The organism is Proteus sp. G2618 (genome assembly GCF_009915995.1).
Classification (GTDB): domain Bacteria; phylum Pseudomonadota; class Gammaproteobacteria; order Enterobacterales; family Enterobacteriaceae; genus Proteus; species Proteus terrae.
Window position 1 is genome coordinate 12,979 of record NZ_JAABNI010000014.1, and the last position, 15,173, is coordinate 28,151.

Here is a 15,173-nt window from a genome sequence, read left to right on the forward strand (position 1 = left end):
GGGTTAAATAGGTAAATCCAGTTGGCAATTAAAAGCTTCACAAGATTCACTACAAGAACCTGATTTATATCCGCCAGAACCTTTAACTACACTAGCTATTTCATCTCTTGTATGGCCCTTGAATAAAGCAATTATTCCTTCCAGTGAATTATTACCTCTAAACATAATTTGGCTTGATTGCTGCTCTCGATTAACTTCTCTGACATCCCCATTAATCACATCAATAAATTGCTTCGCTAGAATAGGCTCATCTCTTGCAGCTAAGGCAATTTTATTTACACTTTTCTTGATGCAGAAAACGCAGTTTCCGAGGTGCTCAGGAATGTTTAAATCGAAAGGTTGTTTTGACCACCAGTGATTAATATCATCCTTTTCAAAGTCACTGATATCAGCTAGATAATTAATGCCATCCTTTGGCTTCAATCTGTTTTGTTCATCTGCTCGTATTCCGATCCATGTCGTATATTCATCAAAGTTATCTTTGCAGTATTTGGTGACTGGATTGAATTTCATTTCCCTGGTGCAGAACGCACCAGCTGGATAGGGTAGTCCGTATTTTTTAACTATGGCTTTCCATGGCTCAAGGTCATGCTTGATTTCACTGACGGGTATTACTTCGTAGCTATTTCCTTGTCCAAGTTCTGGATTAACTACGACACGCAAACAGGTTAAGTTAATACCCCAATGTGATACGACATTTTTAATGAACTCGTATGTCTTTGGGTGTTCCGCTCCTGTGTCCATGTAAATGTATCTAACATCCAAATCTTCCTTGATTCGTCTTTGTTTCATCAGATGCACGAGATAAGCCGAGGTTCTGCCGCCAGAAAAACTGACAACATGAATCATGGTTATATCCTTTGGTTAAACGGGTAGGGTGGTTAGAAGGGTATTTCTTGGTCATCCCAATCTTGAGGTGGCTCATTTTGTGGTGCTTGCGGTTGTTGTGCTGGTTGCTGTGGCTTCTGGCTTCCTGCCTGATTACCACCGTTACCGCCTAGCATCTGCATTGTGCCACCGATATTGACCACTACTTCCGTTGTGTATCGGTCTTGTCCGCTCTGGTCTTGCCATTTACGTGTTTGCAGAGAGCCTTCGATGTATACCTGACTTCCTTTTCTCAGATATTCATCTGCAATTTCTGCTAATTTTCCGAAGATGCATACTCGATGCCACTCAGTTTTTTCTTTCATCTCACCGGTTTGTTTGTCACGCCACGATTCCGATGTGGCTAGTGTGAGATTTGCTACTGCGCCACCACTCGGCATATAACGTATTTCAGGGGCTTGCCCCAAATGACCAATGAGAATTACCTTGTTTACGCCTTTACTTGCCATTATGCAGCTTCCTTAAGTTCTTTAATCCGAATGCCTGTTAAACGCTCACATTCCTTTTGTGATTCAGTACCAGCCAATGCATTCCATGCTTTTTTGTACTCATCCATGATTTGTGACTGATTCGTAGCTGTTCCAAGGAAGTTAGTGTAATCAGCTAACACCTGCTCTGCCGTCCGTGGCGCTACGTTATGAATTTCCGCATCTGCATCAATTGCTGTTTCTTCTGTTGGAATACAGAACGCCTGAAATGCCGCGTACTTATATGCAATGGACATGGCTTTGTTTGTGGCTTTATCTCCGCTATCCATAGCTTCGCCATATGTCATGACTGTGTGTTTACTGCCATCCGTGACAGACACAAAGTCAAATTCAGCCTTAACAGTGACATAATTTAATACGCCTCCGCTCTTGCTAGTTCTTTCGCATACAGATCGCTCAGTACAGCGAGTTAAAATAAGTAATCCGTGCCTAACTAATGCAGGGGCTAGGGCGTTATAAACCGCATCAATACCCCTAAACGCATAATTTACGCCACCGCCCCTGGGCTTTTCCTTACTGATGCCTTTTTCAGCCAACTCCTTAGCAACATTACTTATTGCCTTGTATACTTCACTCATCTCTTTTCTCCAGCCAGTATTTAATTGAAAACTCAATATCAGGATCTAAATCAGGCTGATTGAGCAACCAAGTTAAATAACCTGTGTTTTCTTTCTTAATTTCGGCGAATGTCATTCCTTTGTACTTACCGAAGCGTAACTTGTTTAATAATGATGGCTGATTAGTTATTTCTAACATTTCCGTATCTGACCACCCTGAATCATCCTTGATTCGTTTAAACAATGACGCTGTAACAATGCAGTCATATAGCGCTCTGTGTGCGTGTAATCCATCTGGCACATGAACATTCAGCTTTAGCGCGTAACGTAGATATTGATTGCTGTGGCTCTCTAACTCTGGATATAAGCGTCTTGCCAGCTTTAACGTGCAAATAAACGGAACATCCATTTCCGGCATCATTCGCTTATCGAACTCGGCATTATGTGCAACTAGGTAATCGGCTCCCTTGTAATCGTTGATAACGTCATCAATTAGCGGAGAATCAGCAACCATTTCATCAGTGATGTGGTGAATGGCCATTGCGCTTATTGAGATAGGTTTTTGTGGGTTTACAAAGTGCGACTTCTGAGAAGTGTAATCAATTTCATTGTTGTTAATGTCGACACTTGCAATCTCAACTATTCCGCTGTCAAAATCACAAGTCTCTGTATCTACTACTCTGTATGTCATATTAATCTCCCAAATACTGACCAGATCGGCGATCACTTCCGTAATAATCGATTTCAAATTTATTACTCGGTGCAGAACTCCTTTCTGCATCACGTAACGCTTGAATATGTTGAGGGATAGGAGGGTGATTTTTCGATGCGTCCAAGTTCATGTGTAGCAGTTCCATTGCTAGTCGCTTTTCTCTCTCCTTCACGCTCGTATTCGGCAAATGCCCCTCAATCATTGCAATAGCTTGAGCCAGAGCTTCCTCTCTGTTTTTTGCTAATGATGGAGATGTTAATTGAGGGTATTTATCGGTAGGGTAGGAATTAGAAACGTTCATTGAAAATCCCCCTGAAAGTCCTTCATTGGCAATGACAGTCCTTGTCGTCCTAACACTTCCGTTTGATACATAAATTCATTGCGTTCGCGTTCCTGCGATTCTTTACGCTTCCTGCGTAATTCTTCTAACCATTGCTTTGAGTTGCTCATAACTCCTCCCTAATAAACAGCACCCAATGCGTTTTATCGTTCTTACCGACACGCTGTACTATTGTTGGTTTTTGGTCGGTTAGCGCTAAAACTTGCTTGGTAGGTATTTGCGTTTCATTCCACTTGAATGCCAATGTTCCGTTTGGCTTGAGCACTCTAAATGCTTCACTAAATCCTTTTGATAAATCGTCTTTCCATGACTCTTTATTTAATCTCCCATACTTTTTAAACATCCATGCGTTGTGGTCAACTCTAATTAAAATCAGCGATAATGTCTGGTGTGATATTTAGCTTCCTGCCATCACATAAAATGTGTTTCTCTGCGCGGATGTCGCTGTAAATTGCTCGGTTATCTTCCTTATCAAACCAGAACATGCGACTACCACAGCACATATCCAAGATGAGGTGCATGACTATCTCCTTACGTGAACGCATACTCTCCACGCGTATTAACCTGACGTAAAATGCGATTTGTCTTTTCGCATTGCTGTTTAAATTTCCAATCATCAAACAATAATTCGACTTGTTGCTCAGTCATTTCAGACTCGCGAAGTAAGGTGAATATCTGTTGCTTTGCATGTTTTTGCTTTGCGTTCATGCTGTACTCCATATGCTGTTTTTAATGTTTCGTTTGCTTCGCGCCATCCATTCTCATCCGTGAGAAATAAAGCAATTCCAGCTTTGCTTTGGGCTACACGTAATTTGTATTTATCAATATTCATGCTTACCTCTGGATGTGCGAAATCTGCGCTAATCTTGCGATAGCGATTGTTATTTGGTTTCTCTGGTGTTGGTGCGGTGGGTTACTGCTGAGGTATTTCTTTGATATCTAATTCCGTGATGTTTGCCTTAGCTCCAATTACTGCCCATAGATAAATGTGCTCTGCACAATCGCCTTCATCCTCTGCTTCAATATCTTTTTCCCAAGGCTTACCATTCCATTTGCAAGTTACTTTAAACATTGGCATGTCATACTCCCTCCGTTATTAACTAAATACGATGCTATTTGCTGTTTGATAAGTCGTAAAATACGCCGTAGGTTATCTCTTCAAAGCAATCTGGAATGTTTGGTTGTTTATCCATGCCTCTCTCATGATTTGGTATGGCACAAATAAGAAAGCTTTTATCAGTTTGTGGATATCCTACAATCGTTTCCAGCATTCGCATTCCAGCACCGCTACCGTGTTGACTAACAGAGCAGCACTGAATATCAAACTTATTGATGATGTAATCTTTAAAACAGGGTAACTCTTTGAGTTTCTTATTTAGTTCGTCTTTCACTGCGTCCAATGCCGCGTTGAATTCTTTACCTTTCTTCGAGTTAGTTTTGGCGCGAATAACTCTTAATTCACTGGTTCGCTGAATCTCTTTAACTGCAAAATCGAATTCTTTATCTACGGCAAAAGCAAATGCGCGAATTGTCGTACCATTTTCACCCCATGAATTACTAAAGCTAACGCCTTTAGCTCCAACGCTTTCAATGGCTTCGTGGAGTAGCTCCTGCCGCTTAGCGCGGATTTCATCCGTTTCCTTTTTGATTTGCTTGGTGGCTTCTTTGCTAATTTTATAAAATCGGTAATCCCTTGGTTCCATCTCTATCTCCTATCTATTAATCAACTCACCAACCTAGCTCTCTAGGCTTTCGTCATATTCCCAGTTTTCGTTATATCCATATTCACGAGGATTACTGTCTGGATGATTTAATTTAAAAGCGAACTCTGTCCATTTGCGCTTTTCTTCATCGGTCTGCTCATTCCATGATGGCGCGATGCTTTCAACGATGATTTCGCCATTTTTGATTGTGTAATAACCACAATTGCTGCCAGTATCTTCATCGGCATAATTAACTGTGATTTCTTCATTTGGGAATTTCTGAGATAGCAACTTTAATGCAGGGAATGGATGAGACCATGCGGTTTCAAATGAGACTTTATTGTCTGATTCTTTAGAAGAATTATAGGCGCCCCATTTTGTTCCCCATACATTTCTAGCGAAATCCATACTGTGATAAAAACCGTGTTTACGCTTATTCCTCATCATGCAGACAAACTGCTCAAAGCTTTCATCTGTCATGTTTAGAGCGTTAGCGCCTTTCTGGGTAGATGCTTGCCATGCACCAAGTAGTGGGTTATCACTAAGTTTCTCTTTGCACATAAGCTTCGCTGCGTTTTCAGCGTCGCCATAAAATCCGCTTGCGCCATTGATACTTAAATCATCTGGCATTGGGTTAATTACTTTGAAGTCTACAACTCCATCGTCATTAAGAATCGCGTTAATTACTACGGAGCTGGCTTCAATAATGTTTGTTACATGATTTGGCATGTGAAATTCCTTTTGTTTAATCAACTCACCACAGCCCACAGAATGGACTGTAATTAGTTAATTAGCCGAATTTAGGTAATAAAAAACCCCGCACTTGCGAGGCGTTTTTCGTGAAATGTAATATATTTTATTTTCGTCTTTTTGCTGATGCGAAAGCATCCGCCATAGCTGTGGATAATTTTGACGATAAATCACTAATCTGATTTTCTATATCTGGAAGGTTTATCTCTATCTTATCTTCATTAGCCGTATTCTTGTGGATTGCTAATCGGCGTTCTTTCTTTTTATTAACCTTATTTATATAAGAATCATTTACAACAATAGCTTCGGTAGAGAGTGTTATTACACCAGAAAATTCAATCGCTATCTCTATCGAGCTTTGATTTTCATATACTTTAGCTGATATTGAATTAACTCTATTTTTCTTATGCGCCTCATATATAGACAATGATAAGGAATTATCTAAAATTAAGTAGTTGGTGTTAAACCCTCTATTTAGCAATCCTGTTATCAACAATTTCTTTAAATTATCATCTTGATTTGCAATCAATTGCATTTTTTCAATACTTAAAATCCCAACAAACCACTTATCATCAGGATTTCTATTTTTAGAAATAGATTCTATATAATCTTTTGAGATATAAGTTATACCATCAGAGAGTACATTTAGATTAATATACATTCCGTGTGATTCAGACTTACACTTAAATGCAAATGGATTGCACTCTGTTGTTTTTTTAAATATTAAGCTTGCGTTATTTGAAAAGTATTTATCAAATTTATTTTTTAATATTAAAATTTGAGCTGTTAATTTCCCATTTTCAATAATATCAACAAGATAATAAATATTGTCTACTGTATTTTTAATGCCAAATATTTTAATTGGCTCTTCGATTATAATTTTATTATCCTCTTTAGGAGGAGCGATAATTACTTCATTAAATCTAGTAGAAAATAAATTCTTACCATTATGGGTTTGAATCTTACCTCGCTCCACTGAACCAAATATTATTAAGTTCTCTGCATCCTCTATGGATATCCTCATTTTTGAGAACGTCTTTTCATCAAAAGAAAATCGTATTTCTTCTTTTCCGAGAATTCCTTGAATTTTTAAGGCGCCACTTGATGTGATCACTGCCTTTTTTATAATCACGGGTTCCCACCCACGATCTTGAGCTGATAGTAATTTCCTTTTTTTCTCAACAAAAGTACTGTAACACGGATGAATTGGCCAAGGAGGGCCAAGGGAATCAAACAATACTCTAGATCCAAAAGAATTTTCATAATAAAAAACATCTTTACCACACTTTTGGCATGTTGCATTTGGTATAACGAAAGATGATTTATGACTTAGCTTTCTCTCATTTGTTTTATGCTTTGGAGTAGAAACATAAAACATTGTACCACTATTACCAGCAATCTCTTCATCAACGACCATCGGAACCACTCTTCCATTGATCATTCTAAATATTGTTTTACCCATTAAAAACAATCCTCCTTAAATTATCTTAATCGGTTAACACCTTGCAGTTACATCCTTAACTCTACCATTTTTCTTATGAGTAGTTGCATATAAAGACATGCTTGGTAGCACAGAACTACTAATTTTTTTCCCTGAATAAGGCTTTCCAAAACAGGCTCTCCTTGCATCTCTTATTTTAATAAGCTCTCTATCTGTTGCATGCTGATGATATTTTTGTATGTGTTCTAAAGGTGATTTGGGATTAAATCTATTTCCACATACAGGACAATCAAGAAAGTTTTTTTTCATTTTAAATCTCCAACAAATGAAATATATCTCAATGAAATAAATTTCGTTTGTTGTGAATGTGGGTTTTGCCTCTTCGGTACATTGTCTCTATATAAAGCTGAGATACGCCGTCCGCCCGTCGATATAGTGCGCCGTTCACTTCTTTCAATCTTTGGCTTTCGTTATTTGCCTTCGATGAACTAAATATACCCATAGGTAATCGATAAGTAAATACCTATGGGTAAACAAAATAGCGATGAAATGTTTACCTTGATGATATTTCAGGTAATTTTTTTATACTTTATTTTTATTTAGGTACAAAAAAAGCCCTAAAAGGGCTTTTTTATTCATTTATAGGTAAACTATCCGAGAAACTTATATTTTATTGATTGGCTAACTAATACCTTTGCATGGATATAAACACTATTAACGTTATCTTCTTCCAAATACCAAGTTTCATATTTTGGATTATCAGATATGACGGCCAGTCTCTTATATTGCTTTTGAAGCCTCTTTATATACAGCTGATTATCTAAAACGAAGACATAAATTCCATCACCATCAAAAAAGTTAGTGGTGATATCTACGAATATTTGATCTCTAGGCTCAAATGTTTCAGCCATAGAGTCCCCTTTTACAGTTATCATCTTGATAGTATTAGCCGGCCTACCACCAAATAATCGCTTGGCTTCATCGGCTGAATATTCTATAGCTGTTATTGTTTCAATAAAGTCATCTATAACCATAACTCCAGGACCAGCGCTAGCTTGAATGTCTAGCATCTCAACTTTGAAGTTATCATTAGTCTCTGGAAGTGTAAATGTAGAATCATTTATGCCATCCATCCACCCAGCAGGAAGACCTAAAGCTCTCTGAATAGCTATAACCATCTTATCCCCAATCCTCTTATATCCTTTTTTGTTAGGGGAGTAGAGCATTCTAGATACATAAGACTTGTCTTTACCTATGGCGCGAGAAAACTCTTCTTGCGTCTCATATTGAGCAACAAGTTCAGCAAGTCTTTTGCGCCTTTTTTCATATAAATCATTTTCTGAGTTCATAAGTAAATCATCTATTAAAAATACCTTTTGGTAAATTGCCTGTGGGTATTGATATTATGTATACCTACAGGTATATTTAATGTGTTTTATATAAACAAGGACAACAAATGGAAAAGTTAAGGATATTTTTAAACTCACTTTCTGTACCTGAACAGGAAATGTTCGCTATTAGATGCGGAACAACCATAGGATACCTAAGAAAGGCTATCTCTAAAGGCTCAAGACTCGGAACAGAACTTTGTGTCTTGATTGAAAAAAATAGCAATTCAAAAGTGACTAGAAAAGACCTTTACCCAGACGACTGGATAAAAAATTGGCCTGAGCTAGTCGCTTAGATTATTAATCTCCAACTGAACGGCACAGTATATTGTCGGGCTACCGGATAGCACTAGCTAAATGGTTAGAGGAGGCAAAACCCAATTACACACTATCATCAACAATCCGCTCATATGGAATGAGCCATGGATCATTACTGCTGTTCCCAATATGGGAAGTAATCTAAGAAGGAATTTAAACTATGGAACTATCAAAAACTATCAAAGTTGAATGTTCGTCAAATGAATTGATGAGCTTCTATCTAAAACAAATGTATTCAGTCGGAAATAACGGACTGGCAAAAATGCTAGGCGTTCATCCATCAACTTCAAGTCGTGATAAAAATAGAATATTCGATTTAGCTTGCCAGTTGGTGAGTAAGTTCGGATTACCCCCTGACTCTGTAAATATCAGCGATAAGCCAACGAAAGTTGTTCTTGAAGGTGATTACGCAGAAAGGGTTATTCAGGCTCTTGAAGGAAAGGGAAAGATTAAAAGAAAAGCCCCAGCGGTAACTGAGGCTTCTCAACAAATGGACTTAACCATTTAGACTAACAAATACACTGTATCAATAACCAGTAATTACGACAAGAGGAATTTAGGTTTCTCTTGTCTGATACAGCTAATTAATGGAGTAATTATATATGAATTCTGTTTATTTAACAAACAGATATGGAGGTCGTGGTGAATACAGCTAAATTCTACGATCTTGGTGTTGCAAGACAACAAAGGAGCAACAGGGTGGAAAACCAGAAGCTAGGCTTCATCCCGTTGTACAGGAGCATAAAAAATAAGTCGTGGGCTAAAGATGTTTATCTTAGAACACTATGGGAAAACTTATTGTTAGAAGCTCAGAGCGAGCCGTACACAGCCAATTACAAAGGGCATATATGGCATTTAAAGGCTGGTCAGTTGGTTACAACTCCAGCCAATCTAGGGCTAAACCTGTGCGACAGGAACGGCAAGCCAACCAGTAGAGATACGGTTAATCGAATGCTGGCTGTTTTTGTTCGTGAAGGGATGATTTCAATCGAAGGAGAGAAGCATAAAGGCACCGTGATAACTATCACAAATTACAGTGATTATGCTCAAAATTTAGTCAGTGTACCCGCACATAAGTACGCACATAAACCCGCACATGATGAAGCCAGTATTCATGCACCTTTAGACAACATACCCGCACATAACAACGCACATAAACCCGCACATCATGAACAATATATATTTAATAATAAATTATTAAATGATCGTCCGAGAAAAAAATCTTCTGTGCCTCGTAAGGTAAAACCTGATGCTGTTGTGAGTTCAGAGAAAGGGGATAAATGGGGTAATGCTGAAGACCTAAAAGCTGCTCAATGGATTTACGAGAAAGTGTTGATTGTAAGTCCTACGACTAAAGAACCTAACTGGTCAACATGGGCTAACGATGTTCGCCTGATGAGACAATTAGACGGGCATACGCACCAAGATATTTGCAGAATGTTCAAGTGGGCTAATCGTGATTCGTTCTGGTGTAGCAACGTATTATCACCTGCAAAGCTACGTGAGAAATGGGACACACTGATTATCCAAAGTCAGCAACCTAATCGTAAACCCGCAATCAGCAACCCAGTTTCACAGAAGCAGAAGATAGACTTTGATGACACAAAATGGATGGAGGGAGTTGATATATGAAATCACTTGTTACTGCCATTCAGCAACGGGATGGTAGGGCATTGCAGGCAATGAGCAATTCAGCGCCATTACAGCAAGCACAGCCAGTCAGAGAGCATACCGCGCAAGTATTCAATGAGTTATTCAAGCAACTTCGAGCAACATTCCCAGCGTCAATGGCGAACTTCAAAGATCAGGAGGATTTAAACGAGTTTAAACGCCAGTGGACAAAGGCATTTGCTGAAAACAATATTCGAACAATAGATCAAATTAACGCAGGGATGAAAATTGCCAGACAGCAAGAGAATCCATTCCTTCCTGCTCCTGGTCAATTTATTCAATGGTGTAAACAAGGTGAATCTCTAGCGGTTGGATTGCCTAATGAGGATCAGCTTTACGAACTCTATCGAGAATACTGCAAAATGCGTGGCTGGCGTGAAATGAAATGGCCATCAAACGCTTGCTACTGGATGGTTACCAAAATTTACTCTGAGATGCGAAGCAAAAGCCTAACTGATAGTGAGGTTAAAAAGCTTTGTACCAAAGAGTTGCGGAGTATGACATCAAGAATTAAATCAGGTGAAACTATTCCAGCGCCAGTGCTTCAAGTCGAATACAAGATCACACCAACAAGTCGTAATAAATCATTATCAATAATCGCAAGCTTGAAGCAAAAGCATGGCTTCAGATAACACGCAAGAGGATTTTTAGATGAAAGGAACTAATTATAAAGATCTCCTATGGGCTTATGCCGACGAGGCTACCTTCAGGAAAAGAAAATACATAAAGAACTGCAAAGACTATAACCGCAAGTTTTTCAAAAATTACCGAAGCGAGAAAGTGCTTAATCGACTATTTAAAATTGACTGGGAGGCATTTAATGCAGGGAATTAATCCAACAGAGTTTGAAAAATGGTATTCAAAAAAATCAGGTTACTCAATTGATTTTCTAATAGCTTCCAGAAAAAGAACCCCAATAGGAACGTATTACCAGCAAGAATCAATTCAGAGCAGATATGAAGCGTTTATGGCAGGCAGAGTTAGCGCTCTAATGCCACTCCCACCAATGCCAGAGGGTGAATGATGAAGATAAAACGCAAAGTTCACAATAAGCTATTTCCAACTCGTAGATTGTCATTCTATCAGCATTCAAAAGTAGATGAATTGAATTCGCTAGAGTGCTACATGGACAAGTGGTTATTAGTTATTTTGTTCATACCGATTGTTGTCATTGTAACGCTAGTAGCTGGATTTCCTACGGCATTCAAAGAGGCGACGGTTTATTTCAACAATCCATATTCAGTCGATAGTCTGACGCTTGCAGAAATTGAAGCCATTAGGTTGGAACAGGAGAGATAACCGTGAGTGAGTTAAAATCTTGCCACCACTGCAAATCAGAAAAACTGGAGGTCATGCAGGTATTCAGTAATTCATTTGTCCAGTGCAAACACTGTGGAGCAAGAGGCCCTATTGCTGAAGATATGGAATTAGCAGTTGAGTATTGGAGTGCACGAGGTAACTATGGAGAACTTCTGTCTACACGAATCAACGAAAAAGCTATTTGATAACAACGTAATTGAACTACTTAAATCCCACCCAAAACTCAGTGTCACGATCAAGCCATACAAACCAAAAAGAAGCCTCTCTCAAAACTCATTAAGCCATGTTTGGTACAAAGAAATCAGCGACTATCTGATTAATTCAGGTCGTGAGTTCTGTACTGAAGCGTGGGTGAAAGAAAGCTTGAAAGCGACCTATCTTGGATTTGAAGTAACTGAGTACACCGATGTGTTAACGGGCGAAAAAACGCAACGAGAGACGCTTAGGCACACTTCAAAACTAGATAAAGGGGAAATGCATCACTTCTTACAGAGAGTTGAAGCGTGGGCTTCACAGTTCGGTTTAATACTAACTACTCCAGAAGATAGCGAGTACATGAAATTGAAAAGGAAACAAGACGAATGACGCCAGAAGAAAAGTTAAAGCAGTATGACGAGAAATTAGAAGAGGCTCAGAAGTTGGTTCGATTTATCGAAGAAAGTCGCCGTGAGCACATCAACCGTTACAGCTTAAACAGGAAGTGATCATGACTGAAGAACAATACAGGGCTTATGCGCAGGTGATAGTGGTTGGTTGTGAGTTTATCTCATTTAATCACAACACCATTTCATCGGTAACAGGTTTAACACCCGCAAGAGCAGGAACGATTCTAAGAAAGTTACTTGCATTTAAGTGTGTAGAACATGTTGAAACAAAGAGCCGTAAACGCACTCGCCCAATTAATAACTACGCAGTAACAGACGATGCAATTACTCGATTGAGAAGTCAGTTTGAAAAAGAGCGACTGGCTAACCTTCCACTTTTCCCAAAAGCAAAGAAAGTTGAAGCAAAGAAACCTAGAAAAGTGCTGGATGATTTTATGTGTGGGTTGTCATTTGTCGATAAAGCCAACGTCTCAGGTATGGGTAATCCGATGTTGATGAAAATAGACTCGTTACTCAAAGGAGTACGCAATGAACTGCATGTCATGCAATAGACCGCTAACAGATGATGAAATTTATGTGTGTAGCAAGTGTGCTGATGAATACGCTCATTTGGAAGTGATGGATAAAATCAAAGGAGAGGGAGATGCAGAAGCTAAGGCGACGGCGCTGTAAAATATGCCGAGAATGGTTTCACCCTAAATACAGTAACATTTGGTGGTGTTGTCCAGAACATGGAGCAGAACTAGCGATAAAGCGAAGAAACAAGGAGAAAGAAAAAGCATTAGCGAAACGTAAAAAGGAGCAAAGAGAAAAGGAAGTTAAAGCAAAAGACAAACTCAAAGCCCGCAAGTTAGCAGTAAAACCCCTCTCATATTTCACCAAACAAGCACAGACCGCATTCAACGCATTCATCAGAGAAAGAGACAAGGATGAGCCTTGCATCTCTTGTGGTCGTTTTCACGAAGGTCAGTATCACGCAGGACACTATCGAACCACCAGTGCTAACCCAGAACTTAGGTTCGATGAAGATAACTGCCATAAGCAATGCGCACCATGTAATAACCATCTATCGGGAAATATCGAAAACTACACACCTCGACTAATAGAGAAAATTGGTCAGGAGCGTTTCGAACGTCTGATGGGCCCGCATGAGTTGCCGAAATGGAAACGCGAGGATTATGAGCGGATACGTGATCACTACCGAACCAAGTTAAAGGAGCTAAAGAATGACTCCTGATGCATGGTTTGCAGTTATAACTTGGGGGATTTTATTGTTTGTTTGGATTCCTTACAACTACCTCAGGTATAGGCGAAATATACGGATAGCAAAAGCAAAAAGAAGAGCTTACATATTCGCATCTAAGTATAGAACGGTAAAGGAGCTGAAAGATGTTCACTGACTTAATCGCAGCTATTGAAGAAGCAAGATATTTAAAATCCAAATCAGGTGGTCGAGTTAATTTCTGTGTAATGCAAGTTATGAACTATATGGAAGTAGCCAGCGGGCTGATGGATGGTGTCAGAGTCCTATATACAACTGCGAATGATGATTATCACACAGTATTACCGGAGGCGAGATGAATCTAGAAAGCGCTGTCAAATATCACTTCGCTAAAACCACATCAATATCAGATGCGCCTAGCTCAACATCGCCAGATAGATTAACCGGCACTGATGTCATGGGTGCCTTTGGATACTGTCAAAGTAAAGAGTCATTCGGCTTTTCTGCGTTCTCGGGAAAGATGGAGATAAGCCAGAATGACAAAGTGAAAGCGATACAACTTTTAACTCGGCATGCATTGAATCATTGCGACAAGGTTCCAGCCTTACGCAAGCTCGATATGAATGTTAAGCGAAAGGTAATGCAAATACTCGCAAAATTCGCTTATGCAGATTATTGCAGATCAGCATCGAGTGTTACTGAGTGCGTAAAGTGCAATGGTTCAGGTTTTAAGGTAAAGGCGATTAAGGTTAAAAAAGTCTTTGGTAAGGAAGTTCGCATTATTAATGACACTGAGTCATGCGCTTGTGATAAGTGTAACGGTAAAGGTTATGTTTCTTGCGCATGCAATGACTGCAAAGGGCGTGGCATGGCAATAGACAAGGAAACATTAAGGTTAACCGGTGAAGCTGTCAGTATGCCTTGTAAGCGTTGTTCTGGTCGTGGCTACGAGCGAATACCTGCATCGAAGGCTTTTCAATCCGTATCTCATTTAGGGATTACGATTGATCAATGGAAACGTTCGGTTAGTAAATTTTATGAGTCATTGGCGGTTGAGTGTGAAAAAGGAGAAAGTAACGCAGATTACATACTAAAAAAGGTAACAAATTAAAAACGAATACTTCTAACGAATGAATTGACTTTTGCACTTTTTTGTGTAAATATTGCTCTAACGATGGGTTATTGCCATTTCGTTAACGTTAAAAGAATTCAAGACCTCGCTTCGGCGGGGTTTTTTGTTATCTGCAATGGTAAGGTGTCTTTTGGTGAGTAAAATCACCCTTGCACTGCATGGAGAAGGCGCCTTAACCATTGTGGAGAACGCCGAGACTGATCGGCAGTGTATGGGCTGTCGGATGTACCGCACACCATCCAGAGGCGGCCTTTGCGGATTAGGCTAAGCCCCTGAGAGTATCTGGAAACCGACAAAGGATTAAATAGCCTTCCTCCACAATCTCATAATAGTGCCCTCATAGTCACTACGCAGAACGGAGAAATCTGGCTTGCGATACACTTGGGGCTTTCTATTTTAATTCCCCCGAATTCGAGGGAATAGCAACCTGTAAGCAATCCTTACAAGTTCAACTCTCCGGAAATTCCTGATAGTTCACATGTTCGGTTATTCCGAACAACTCATTTTGAAGATCGCTTAGGCGGTCTTTTTTTTCTTTTAGCGATCTCATCATGGTGATGTGCGACAGCCATACAGTCGCTTGCGTCGGTTCAATTCCGGCATCGCTAAACTCATATGCCGACCACAGAATCAATCAC

At 39.4% G+C, this 15,173-nt stretch carries 28 protein-coding genes and 1 pseudogene; 14 read left to right on the forward strand and 15 right to left on the reverse strand.

Translation table 11 applies throughout. From position 1 onward, the window contains the following. Window positions 1-3: 3 nt before the first annotated feature. From GWJ01_RS05325 to GWJ01_RS05385, 15 genes and pseudogenes are all read right to left on the reverse strand, one after another. The gene (locus GWJ01_RS05325) at window positions 4-849 is read right to left on the reverse strand and encodes a phosphoadenosine phosphosulfate reductase domain-containing protein (RefSeq protein WP_161710796.1); all 846 of its coding nucleotides are present in this window, start codon (window positions 847-849) and stop codon (window positions 4-6) included. Between the two features lie 32 nt (window positions 850-881). After that, window positions 882-1,337 carry a single-stranded DNA-binding protein gene (gene ssb / locus GWJ01_RS05330; protein ID WP_161710797.1) on the reverse strand — a complete coding sequence of 152 codons (456 nt, stop codon included), beginning with the start codon at window positions 1,335-1,337 and terminating at the stop codon, window positions 882-884. Next, the gene (locus tag GWJ01_RS05335) at window positions 1,337-1,954 is read right to left on the reverse strand and encodes an ERF family protein (RefSeq protein ID WP_161710798.1); all 618 of its coding nucleotides are present in this window, start codon (window positions 1,952-1,954) and stop codon (window positions 1,337-1,339) included. The genes ssb and GWJ01_RS05335 overlap by 1 nt, the downstream gene beginning before the upstream one ends. Beyond that, window positions 1,947-2,624, reverse strand: coding sequence for an exodeoxyribonuclease X (gene exoX, locus GWJ01_RS05340; RefSeq protein ID WP_161710799.1), 678 nt, complete (start codon window positions 2,622-2,624; stop codon window positions 1,947-1,949). The genes GWJ01_RS05335 and exoX overlap by 8 nt, the downstream gene beginning before the upstream one ends. Window position 2,625: 1 nt before the next feature. Beyond that, a complete protein-coding gene (locus tag GWJ01_RS05345) occupies window positions 2,626-2,946 on the reverse strand; it encodes a hypothetical protein (protein ID WP_161710800.1) in 321 nt (106 codons plus the stop codon). After that, on the reverse strand, window positions 2,943-3,095 hold the full coding sequence (locus tag GWJ01_RS18680; RefSeq protein WP_167395491.1) for a hypothetical protein: 153 nt from the start codon (window positions 3,093-3,095) through the stop codon (window positions 2,943-2,945). Before GWJ01_RS18680 ends, GWJ01_RS05345 begins: the two co-directional genes overlap by 4 nt. Further along, window positions 3,092-3,506: pseudogene (locus GWJ01_RS05350) on the reverse strand (SAM-dependent methyltransferase). The gene GWJ01_RS18680 and the pseudogene GWJ01_RS05350 overlap by 4 nt, the downstream one beginning before the upstream one ends. A gap of 10 nt (window positions 3,507-3,516) precedes the next feature. Continuing rightward, on the reverse strand, window positions 3,517-3,693 hold the full coding sequence (locus GWJ01_RS18685; RefSeq protein WP_201288462.1) for a hypothetical protein: 177 nt from the start codon (window positions 3,691-3,693) through the stop codon (window positions 3,517-3,519). Further along, window positions 3,635-3,817 carry a host cell division inhibitory peptide Kil gene (gene kil / locus GWJ01_RS19005; RefSeq protein ID WP_161710801.1) on the reverse strand — a complete coding sequence of 61 codons (183 nt, stop codon included), beginning with the start codon at window positions 3,815-3,817 and terminating at the stop codon, window positions 3,635-3,637. Before kil ends, GWJ01_RS18685 begins: the two co-directional genes overlap by 59 nt. An 81-nt stretch (window positions 3,818-3,898) precedes the next feature. Then, complete coding sequence (locus GWJ01_RS05360; RefSeq protein ID WP_157957587.1) at window positions 3,899-4,063, reverse strand: hypothetical protein; 165 nt, start codon at window positions 4,061-4,063, stop codon at window positions 3,899-3,901. A gap of 34 nt (window positions 4,064-4,097) precedes the next feature. Beyond that, window positions 4,098-4,688 (reverse strand): DUF5420 family protein, encoded by a 591-nt coding sequence (locus GWJ01_RS05365; RefSeq protein WP_161710802.1) that lies wholly within the window; start codon window positions 4,686-4,688, stop codon window positions 4,098-4,100. A 33-nt stretch (window positions 4,689-4,721) separates the two neighbouring features. Next, window positions 4,722-5,318 (reverse strand): hypothetical protein, encoded by a 597-nt coding sequence (locus tag GWJ01_RS05370; protein WP_161710803.1) that lies wholly within the window; start codon window positions 5,316-5,318, stop codon window positions 4,722-4,724. 226 nt (window positions 5,319-5,544) lie between these two features. Then, window positions 5,545-6,900, reverse strand: a complete 1,356-nt coding sequence (locus GWJ01_RS05375; RefSeq protein ID WP_161710804.1) for a hypothetical protein — start codon at window positions 6,898-6,900, stop codon at window positions 5,545-5,547. 33 nt (window positions 6,901-6,933) lie between these two features. After that, complete coding sequence (locus GWJ01_RS05380; protein WP_161710805.1) at window positions 6,934-7,188, reverse strand: hypothetical protein; 255 nt, start codon at window positions 7,186-7,188, stop codon at window positions 6,934-6,936. Window positions 7,189-7,529: 341 nt separating this feature from the next. Further along, a complete protein-coding gene (locus tag GWJ01_RS05385) occupies window positions 7,530-8,228 on the reverse strand; it encodes a LexA family transcriptional regulator (protein ID WP_161710806.1) in 699 nt (232 codons plus the stop codon). Window positions 8,229-8,335: 107 nt separating this feature from the next. On the opposite strand from GWJ01_RS05385, the gene GWJ01_RS05390 reads away from it, so the two are divergent. The 14 genes from GWJ01_RS05390 to GWJ01_RS05450 all read left to right on the forward strand — a co-directional run bounded on the left by GWJ01_RS05390 (window position 8,336) and on the right by GWJ01_RS05450 (window position 14,514). Then, window positions 8,336-8,563, forward strand: coding sequence for a transcriptional regulator (locus GWJ01_RS05390; RefSeq protein ID WP_161710807.1), 228 nt, complete (start codon window positions 8,336-8,338; stop codon window positions 8,561-8,563). A gap of 182 nt (window positions 8,564-8,745) precedes the next feature. Continuing rightward, window positions 8,746-9,093, forward strand: a complete 348-nt coding sequence (locus tag GWJ01_RS05395; protein ID WP_161710808.1) for a hypothetical protein — start codon at window positions 8,746-8,748, stop codon at window positions 9,091-9,093. 191 nt (window positions 9,094-9,284) lie between these two features. Continuing rightward, window positions 9,285-10,217, forward strand: a complete 933-nt coding sequence (locus GWJ01_RS05400) for a replication protein (RefSeq protein ID WP_161710916.1) — start codon at window positions 9,285-9,287, stop codon at window positions 10,215-10,217. Continuing rightward, a complete protein-coding gene (locus GWJ01_RS05405) occupies window positions 10,214-10,888 on the forward strand; it encodes a replication protein P (RefSeq protein WP_161710809.1) in 675 nt (224 codons plus the stop codon). The genes GWJ01_RS05400 and GWJ01_RS05405 overlap by 4 nt, the downstream gene beginning before the upstream one ends. 188 nt (window positions 10,889-11,076) lie before the next feature. Further along, the gene (locus tag GWJ01_RS05410) at window positions 11,077-11,280 is read left to right on the forward strand and encodes a hypothetical protein (RefSeq protein WP_161710810.1); all 204 of its coding nucleotides are present in this window, start codon (window positions 11,077-11,079) and stop codon (window positions 11,278-11,280) included. A 101-nt stretch (window positions 11,281-11,381) separates the two neighbouring features. Further along, window positions 11,382-11,555: a hypothetical protein gene (locus tag GWJ01_RS05415; RefSeq protein WP_161710811.1), complete on the forward strand. Its 174-nt coding sequence runs from the start codon at window positions 11,382-11,384 to the stop codon at window positions 11,553-11,555. A 2-nt stretch (window positions 11,556-11,557) separates the two neighbouring features. Continuing rightward, window positions 11,558-11,761 (forward strand): Lar family restriction alleviation protein, encoded by a 204-nt coding sequence (locus GWJ01_RS19010; RefSeq protein WP_161710812.1) that lies wholly within the window; start codon window positions 11,558-11,560, stop codon window positions 11,759-11,761. Continuing rightward, complete coding sequence (locus GWJ01_RS05425; protein WP_161710813.1) at window positions 11,718-12,161, forward strand: recombination protein NinB; 444 nt, start codon at window positions 11,718-11,720, stop codon at window positions 12,159-12,161. The genes GWJ01_RS19010 and GWJ01_RS05425 overlap by 44 nt, the downstream gene beginning before the upstream one ends. Then, a complete protein-coding gene (locus GWJ01_RS18920; protein ID WP_260440255.1) occupies window positions 12,158-12,280 on the forward strand; it encodes a hypothetical protein in 123 nt (40 codons plus the stop codon). The genes GWJ01_RS05425 and GWJ01_RS18920 overlap by 4 nt, the downstream gene beginning before the upstream one ends. 2 nt (window positions 12,281-12,282) lie before the next feature. Further along, window positions 12,283-12,732 (forward strand): hypothetical protein, encoded by a 450-nt coding sequence (locus tag GWJ01_RS05430; RefSeq protein ID WP_161710814.1) that lies wholly within the window; start codon window positions 12,283-12,285, stop codon window positions 12,730-12,732. Then, the gene (locus GWJ01_RS05435) at window positions 12,710-12,853 is read left to right on the forward strand and encodes a protein NinF (protein WP_161710815.1); all 144 of its coding nucleotides are present in this window, start codon (window positions 12,710-12,712) and stop codon (window positions 12,851-12,853) included. The genes GWJ01_RS05430 and GWJ01_RS05435 overlap by 23 nt, the downstream gene beginning before the upstream one ends. Next, window positions 12,825-13,418: a recombination protein NinG gene (locus tag GWJ01_RS05440; protein ID WP_161710816.1), complete on the forward strand. Its 594-nt coding sequence runs from the start codon at window positions 12,825-12,827 to the stop codon at window positions 13,416-13,418. The genes GWJ01_RS05435 and GWJ01_RS05440 overlap by 29 nt, the downstream gene beginning before the upstream one ends. A gap of 152 nt (window positions 13,419-13,570) precedes the next feature. Next, window positions 13,571-13,762, forward strand: a complete 192-nt coding sequence (locus tag GWJ01_RS05445; protein WP_161710817.1) for a hypothetical protein — start codon at window positions 13,571-13,573, stop codon at window positions 13,760-13,762. Beyond that, window positions 13,759-14,514: an antitermination protein gene (locus GWJ01_RS05450; RefSeq protein WP_161710818.1), complete on the forward strand. Its 756-nt coding sequence runs from the start codon at window positions 13,759-13,761 to the stop codon at window positions 14,512-14,514. The genes GWJ01_RS05445 and GWJ01_RS05450 overlap by 4 nt, the downstream gene beginning before the upstream one ends. Window positions 14,515-15,173: the final 659 nt, after the last annotated feature.